This window comes from Stenotrophomonas sp. (assembly GCF_032066555.1).
Taxonomy (GTDB): domain Bacteria; phylum Pseudomonadota; class Gammaproteobacteria; order Xanthomonadales; family Xanthomonadaceae; genus Stenotrophomonas.
In genome coordinates this window covers 23,286-30,546 of the sequence record NZ_DAMBKV010000029.1, presented here as the reverse complement: position 1 = coordinate 30,546, position 7,261 = coordinate 23,286, and the positions used below count along the sequence as shown (strand labels likewise).

Genomic DNA, 7,261 nt, shown 5'->3' with positions numbered 1-7,261 from the left:
TTGGCTTTGGCTTTGGCTTTGGCTTTGGCTTTGGCTTTGGCTTTGGCTTTGGCTTCGGCTTTGGCTTCGGCTTCGACTTTGGCTTCGACTTTGGCTTCGGCTTCGACTTTGGCTTCGACTTTGGCCTTGACTTTGGCTTTGGCTTTGGCTTTGGCTTCAGCTTTGGCTTCGGCTTTGGGCTTTGGCTTCGACTTTGGCTTCGACTTTGGCTTCGACTTCGACTTCGACTTCGACTTCGACTTCGACTTTGGCTTTGGCTTTGGCTTTGGCTTTGGCTTCAGCTTTGGCTTTGGCTTCAGCTTTGGCTTTGGCTTCAGCTTTGGCTTCGGCTTTGGGCTTTGGCTTGGGTTTTAGCTCTTCCCTTCTCCCGCTTGCGGGGGAAGGTGCCCGGAGGGCGGATGGGGGGAGCTTTTGGCCTTCAAGCTTCAGCCCCCTCCTCATGGAAGGGCCCTTGCGGCCCCTTCTATTTGCATCCGCCGGAAGTCAGCCGATCAACCGCGGTAGCCATTGGTAATGGGATAACGGCGCTCGCGGCCAAAGGCGCGTCGAGACACCTTCGGACCAGGCGCGGCCTGGTGCCGCTTCCACTCACTGATCCGCACCAGCTTCAGTACCCGATCCACCACTTCCGGCGCGTAACCTGCAGCGACGATGTCTTCGCGCGACTGTTCCTGGTCGATATAGCGATACAGGATGCCGTCCAGCACATCGTAGGCCGGCAGCGAATCCTGGTCGGTCTGGTTGTCACGCAATTCCGCCGAAGGCGCCCGCGCGATGACCGCGGGCGGAATCACCGGCGCGCCGCCCACCGTATTGCGCCACTTGGACAGACCGTAGACTTCGGTCTTGTACAGGTCCTTCAACGGCGCATAGCCGCCGCACATATCCCCATAGATGGTGGCATAGCCGACGGCGTACTCGCTCTTGTTGCCGGTGGTCAGCAGCAGGCCGCCGAACTTGTTGGCCAAGGCCATCAGGATCACGCCACGGCTGCGCGACTGCAGGTTTTCTTCGGTGACATCGGCCGCTTGGCCCTCGAACATCGTCGACAGCGACTGCATCAATCCCTGGAAGGCTGGCTCGATCGGCACGGTTTCAAGCTTCACCCCAAGCGCACGGCATTGTTCCACCGCCAGATCATTGGACAGATCGGCGGTATAGCGCGATGGCAGGCTGACCGCGGTGACATTCTCGGCACCCAATGCATCCACGGCCAAGGCCAGCACCAACGCCGAGTCGATGCCACCGGACAAGCCCAGCCACACCTTGCTGAAGCCGTTCTTGCCGCAATAGTCCTGAATGCCGCGGGTAACCGCGCGCCAGGCCAGCGCATCCATGCTTTCATCGCCGTCATCGATCCAGCGCAGCGGCATGAAGCTGCGCGCGGCGACGTTGTATTCGACCAGCAGCATTTCCTCGGTGAAGGCAACCGCGGCCGGGTGCACCGTGCCATCACCATCGGCGACCACCGACGCGCCATCAAACACCACCGCATCCTGGCCGCCGACGGTGTTGACGTAGGCGATGGCGGCACCGCTCTCGCGGCTGCGTTCGGCCAGCAGGGCATCGCGCTGGGCGTGCTTGCCGCGCTCATAAGGTGAGGCATTGGGCACCAGCACCAGCTCGGCGCCGGCCTTGACGGTGGCGGCAAGCGGCTCGGGAAACCAGAGGTCTTCGCAGATCACCAGCCCCAATTTCACGCCGTTCACCTCGAACACGCAGTTACCGCCATCCGGGTCCACGTCGAAGTAGCGGCGTTCGTCGAACACGGCGTAATTGGGTAGCTCGCGCTTACGGTAGGTGGCGGCAATGGCGCCGTCACGGAGCACGCTCGCCGCGTTGTAAACCACCGCTCCAGCGCTTTGCGGCCAACCGACGACGGCGACGATGCCTTGGGCCTGCGCGGCGACACGCGCCAACGCCTGCTCACAGCTGCGCAGGAAGCCCGGCCGCATCAGCAGGTCTTCAGGCGGATAGCCGCTGATGGCCAGTTCCGGAAGCAGCACCACGTCGGCGCCGTATTCGTCACGCGCCTCATGCATCAGCTCGATGATACGGCTGGCGTTGCCGGCCACGTCCCCGACCGGGAAATCGAACTGGGCCAGGGCGATGCGTAGCGTTTCGGACATGATCAACAACCTTCTGCTTGGCCCCGCACCCTGCGGGGGCTTGGTGTTACCAACGCCGCGCGCCGGATGCTTTCGCAGACCGCGTCGGTGTGGCTCAGGGCCTCATTATTCCAGAAGCGCAGCACGCGGTAGCCCTGCCGTTGCAGGAAGGCGTCACGGCGGAGGTCATTGGGATCGGATGCGTGTTGGCCGCCGTCGAGTTCGATAACCAGTTTTTGCTCCAGGCAGACGAAATCCACAACATAAGGCCCGATGGGGTGTTGCCGGCGGAACTTGAAGTCGGCCAGGTGGCGCCCTCTGAGGAAGTACCAGATGCGTCGTTCGGCATCTGTCATGCGTCGGCGCAGGGCACGGGCGCAGTTGGTCTTGCTGCCTTTGCGCATGGTTGCCTCCTTTGTAGGGGGACGATTACCTGGCAAGGCGGTGGTTGAAATCAGGGAAAGCGCGCTTTGGGATGTAACGATTTTGGCTTTTGGGGCGCTGCCTTCGAGGTGACAGATAGCGATGGGAAAGGCTAACGGCAAAAAGCCAGAGCTTCCCCTCACCCCTACCCCTCTCCCGCAGGCGGGAGAGGGGAAAGCAACAGCCGGAGCTAGAGCTAGAACCAGAGCCAGAGCCACTGCCCAAGCCCAAGCCCAAGCCCAAGCCACAGCCACAGCCACAGCCACAGCCAAAGCCAGAGCCAGAGCCAGGCCAGAGCCAAAGCCACAGCCACAGCCACAGCCACAGCCAAAGCCACAGCCAAAGCCAAAGCCAAAGCCAAAGCTACAGCCAGTGCAAAAGATGAGCTTTAGTCAGTGATCTAACGTCGACTTGGACTTCAGCTCTGGCTCCGGCTTTGGCTCCGGCTTTGGCTGTGGCTTTGGCTGTGGCTGTGGCTTTGGCTTTAGCTTTAGCTTTAGCTGTGGCTGTTGCTTGGGCTTTGGCTCTGGCTGTCCCCTCTCCCGCCTGCGGGAGAGGGGTAGGGGTGAGGGCAGGCTCTTAGATGTTGTTTTTGTTTTTGTTTTTGTTTTTGTTTTTGTTTTTGTTTTTGTTTTTATTTTTGTTTTTGGCTTTTACTCCCCGATCACCCACCCCCAAAAACAAGAAAGGCCACCCGAAGGTGGCCTCTCTCAAATCACTGAAGCGCAGTCTTACTTGACCAGCTTCGCGATGGCAGCGCCCAGGTCGCCCGGCGAACGGACGGTGACAACGCCAGCAGCTTCCATTGCTGCGAACTTGCCCTCGGCAGTGCCCTTGCCGCCCGATGCGATCGCACCGGCGTGGCCCATGCGCTTGCCGGCCGGAGCCGAAGCACCTGCGATGAAGCCGACAACCGGCTTCTTCACGTGGTTCTTGATGTATTCGGCACCGGCTTCCTCAGCGTCGCCGCCGATTTCGCCAACCATGATGATGCCTTCGGTCTGCGGGTCTTCGTTGAAAAGCTTCAGGCAGTCAACGAAGTTCAGGCCGTTGATCGGGTCGCCGCCGATACCGATGCAGGTCGACTGGCCCAGGCCCACTTCCGTGGTCTGCTTGACCGCTTCATAGGTCAGGGTGCCCGAACGCGACACGATGCCGATCTTGCCCGGCATGTGGATGTGGCCCGGCATGATGCCGATCTTGCACTCGCCCGGGGTGATCACGCCGGGGCAGTTCGGCCCGATCAACACGGTGTCCGGATGCGAACGGGTCAGCACGTTCTTGACGCGCAGCATGTCCAGCACCGGGATGCCTTCGGTGATGCAGACAATGACCTTGATGCCGGCAGCAGCGGCTTCCAGGATCGCGTCAGCCGCGTACGGCGGCGGCACGTAGATGACCGAGGCATTGGCGCCGGTGCTCTGCACGGCATCGGCCACGGTGTTGAACACCGGCAGGTCGATGTGGGTGGTGCCGCCCTTGCCCGGGGTCACGCCGCCGACAACCTGGGTGCCGTACTCGATCATCTGAGTGGCGTGGAAGGTGCCCTGCTGGCCGGTAAAGCCCTGCACGATCACCTTGGTGTTCTTGTTGATCAAAACTGACATTGGATTTCCTTCGGTGTCGGATCAGGCGGCGTTCTTGACGGCTTCAACGATCTTCTTGGCGCCATCGTTGATGTTGTCAGCCGGGATGATGGCCATGCCGCTGTCACGCAGCAACTGCTTGCCTTCTTCCACGTTGGTGCCTTCCAGGCGCACCACCACCGGAACCTTGACGCCCACTTCCTTCACGGCAGCAATGATGCCTTCGGCAATCATGTCGCAACGGACGATGCCGCCGAAGATGTTGACGAAGATGCCTTCGACCTTGTCCGAGGACAGGATCAGCTTGAAGGCTTCAATGACGCGCTGCTTGTTGGCGCCGCCGCCCACGTCCAGGAAGTTCGCCGGCTCGCCGCCGTTGAGCTTGATGACGTCCATGGTGGCCATGGCCAGGCCTGCGCCGTTGACCATGCAGCCGATGTTGCCGTCCATGGTGACGTAGTTGATGTCCAGCTCCGAAGCGATCACTTCGGTCGGGTCTTCCTGGGTCTTGTCGCGCATGGCGACCAGCGCCTTCTGACGGAACGCGGCGTTGTCGTCGCTGTCGAACTTGCCGTCCAGCGCGTACAGGTTGCCGTCGTCAAGGATCGCCAGCGGGTTGATTTCAACCAGCGCCAGGTCCTTTTCGTTGAACAGGCGGTACAGGTTGACCATGATGCTGGCGAACTGGCCAGCCTGCTTGGCGGTCAGGCCCAGCTTGAAGCCGAAATCACGGCCGTGGTAACCCTGCACGCCTTCAACGAAATCGACGTTGAGCGAGTGGATCAGCTCCGGGGTTTCAGCAGCAACCTGCTCGATCTCCACGCCGCCTTCCGAAGAAGCGATGTAGGTGATGGTCTTGGTGCCACGGTCAACCAGCACCGACAGGTACAGCTCCTTGACGATCTCACCGGCAGTGGTCACCAGCACCAGGTTGACCGGCAGCTCGACGCCTGCGGTCTGGTAGGTGGCCATCTTGGTGCCGAGCATCTTGGCCGCAGCGGCCTTGACGTCGTCGGTGGTCTTGCAGAACTTGACGCCGCCAGCCTTGCCGCGGCCGCCAGCGTGGATCTGAGCCTTGACCATCCAGGGGCCCTGGCCCAGCGACTGGGCAGCAGCTACTGCCTCGTCCGGGGTCGCAGCGACCTTGCCGGCCGGGACCGGGATGCCGTATTCGGCAAGCAGTTGTTTTGACTGGTACTCGTGAAAATTCATGCGTCACCGTGGGAATAGGAACGACCGCACGCAGCCCACAGGGCCGAAACTGGCCTACTTGCAGGGCGGGCGGGCCCAATATTGTCGCCGACGGCGGCCCAGCACGCAAAGAAGTCTGTACAAATCGCCAAGAACGGCACGCTTTTATCTTCCAATTCAGCAACTTGCCGATGATTGCCCGGCATGTCGGGGAGTTCCCCGCAGCGCGGTCGGCGCACCTATACTGGCGTGATTAGGTCTGGATAGGAGATCCAGCTTGGCCCCCAGTTCGTCGATCATCGACCGCATCGAATCCATTCCAACGCGTGAGCTGTACTTCTTCGCGTTGTACCGGGTCCTGGTCGCCGCACTGCTGAGCGCACTGGTGTTCGGGCCGCTGACCTCCATGGTTGGCGACGCTCACCAACCCTTGCTGGCGCAGTCGGTCTCCGTCACCTACCTCTTGATCTCGGTGGCGCTGCTGATCTGGGGGCGCAACGAACGCTGGCTGCAGCGCATCGTATTTGGCAGCGTGATGGTCGACATCATCGCCGCCACCCTGCTCAGCCACGCCCTGCCCGGCGCCAGCGCCGGTGTGTCGATGTCGCTGCTGTTCAATATCGCCGCTGCGGGCCTGTTGCTGCCGCTGTCGCGGGCAATGTTGATCGCCTTGCTGGCCTCCGCGGCCAGCGTCGCCGAATACATCTGGCAGATGCTGGAAGGCGGCCAGAACACCCGCACCCTGGCAGAGCTGGCGATGTTCGTCACCAGCTACCTGGCCCTGACCTTCATTGCCTACCAGATTGGCAGCCGCACCCGCCGCACCCAGCAACTGGCCGATCAGCGCGGCGCCGAAGTTGCCAATCTGTTTGAAGTGAATGAACTGATCATCCGCCGCATGCGCACTGGTGTGCTGGTGGTGGATACCAACGGACGCATCACCCTGGCCAACGAAGCCGCCACCGCCCTGCTCGGCGACATGGAAGGCGCGCTGGCCACCGAACGCGTCGCCCTGAACATGGCATCGCCGGAGCTGGCGCGGCGCTTGCAGCGTTGGCGCAATGGCTGGCACGAAGACGAAACGCCACTGCAACTGGCCCCGGAGCAGACCGAGGTACTACCGCGCTTCGCCCGTCTGCTGGCCGACAGCGACATGTCGCTGATCTTCCTGGACGACACCACCGTGGTTTCGCGCCGGGCCGAGTCACTGACGCTGTCCACCCTGGGCCGCTTTTCAGCGAGCCTGGCGCACGAGATCCGCAACCCGCTGGCGGCGATCAACTACGCCACCCAGCTGCTGGAAGAGTCCGAAGACCTCGGCGAAGCCGACCGCCGCCTGCTGCAGATCATCCACCAGCAATGCCAGCGGACCAACGGCATCGTCGAAAGCGTGCTGGCATTGGCCCGGCGCGAACGCGCCAACCCCGAGAACCTCGACCTGGCCGCTTTCGTGCGCCGCTTCGTGATCGAGTACCGGCAGACCTTGTCATTGGAGAACGACAGCCTGGAGGCGGTGATCCGTGAACCGTCGGTGGTGGCGATGATGGACCCCCGGCACCTGCACCAGGTACTGACCGCCCTGGTCCACAACGCCCTCAAGTATGGCCGCGTGGCCGATGAGCCGGCGCGCATCCGCATCCGCGTCGCCTCGGCCGAGCGCAATGCAGTGATCGACGTGATGGACCGGGGGCCCGGCATACCGGACGCCATCGCCACCCAGCTGTTCCGGCCGTTCTACACCACCTCGGAACATGGAACCGGCCTGGGCCTGTACATCGCGCGCGAGCTCTGCCGCGCCAACCAGGCCCAGCTGGATTACGTGTCTATTCCCGCTGGCGGCGCCTGCTTCCGCTTGACCCTGAGCACCCCGAAAACCGCGTTCGCCCGCGGCGAGCGCCAATGATCCATTTTTCGATGCAATCGTTTGTAGGCAAGCCTCCACCTCGGCTATCG

6 protein-coding genes are annotated in these 7,261 nt (G+C 62.1%); 2 read left to right on the top strand and 4 right to left on the bottom strand.

All coding sequences use genetic code 11. The features are described 5' to 3' along the window. Positions 1–354, top strand: a 354-nt coding sequence (locus tag RT131_RS19100; RefSeq protein WP_313174516.1) for a hypothetical protein, incomplete at its 5' end; no start/stop codon positions are given. A 137-nt stretch (positions 355–491) separates the two neighbouring features. Here the strand turns inward: RT131_RS19100 and RT131_RS19095 are convergent. From RT131_RS19095 to sucC, 4 genes are all read right to left on the bottom strand, one after another. Next, complete coding sequence (locus tag RT131_RS19095; protein WP_313174514.1) at positions 492–2,129, bottom strand: NAD+ synthase; 1,638 nt, start codon at positions 2,127–2,129, stop codon at positions 492–494. A gap of 2 nt (positions 2,130–2,131) precedes the next feature. Further along, entirely contained in the window at positions 2,132–2,512 is a 381-nt protein-coding gene (locus tag RT131_RS19090) for an endonuclease domain-containing protein (RefSeq protein WP_313174512.1), read from the bottom strand. Between the two features lie 750 nt (positions 2,513–3,262). Then, positions 3,263–4,138 carry a succinate--CoA ligase subunit alpha gene (sucD, locus tag RT131_RS19085; RefSeq protein ID WP_282267250.1) on the bottom strand — a complete coding sequence of 292 codons (876 nt, stop codon included), beginning with the start codon at positions 4,136–4,138 and terminating at the stop codon, positions 3,263–3,265. Between the two features lie 21 nt (positions 4,139–4,159). Continuing rightward, on the bottom strand, positions 4,160–5,329 hold the full coding sequence (gene sucC / locus RT131_RS19080) for an ADP-forming succinate--CoA ligase subunit beta (RefSeq protein WP_057629765.1): 1,170 nt from the start codon (positions 5,327–5,329) through the stop codon (positions 4,160–4,162). Between the two features lie 256 nt (positions 5,330–5,585). On the opposite strand from sucC, the gene RT131_RS19075 reads away from it, so the two are divergent. Then, positions 5,586–7,211, top strand: coding sequence for an ATP-binding protein (locus tag RT131_RS19075; RefSeq protein WP_313174509.1), 1,626 nt, complete (start codon positions 5,586–5,588; stop codon positions 7,209–7,211). Positions 7,212–7,261 lie beyond the last annotated feature (50 nt).

What these genes read in the sequence shown, in the direction of transcription:
- RT131_RS19095 (WP_313174514.1), bottom strand. Translation starts at nt 2,129, where the DNA reads ATGTCCGAAACGCTACGCATCGCCCTGGCCCAGTTCGATTTCCCGGTC.
- sucD (WP_282267250.1), bottom strand. Translation starts at nt 4,138, where the DNA reads ATGTCAGTTTTGATCAACAAGAACACCAAGGTGATCGTGCAGGGCTTT.
- RT131_RS19090 (WP_313174512.1), bottom strand. Translation starts at nt 2,512, where the DNA reads ATGCGCAAAGGCAGCAAGACCAACTGCGCCCGTGCCCTGCGCCGACGC.
- sucC (WP_057629765.1), bottom strand. Translation starts at nt 5,329, where the DNA reads ATGAATTTTCACGAGTACCAGTCAAAACAACTGCTTGCCGAATACGGC.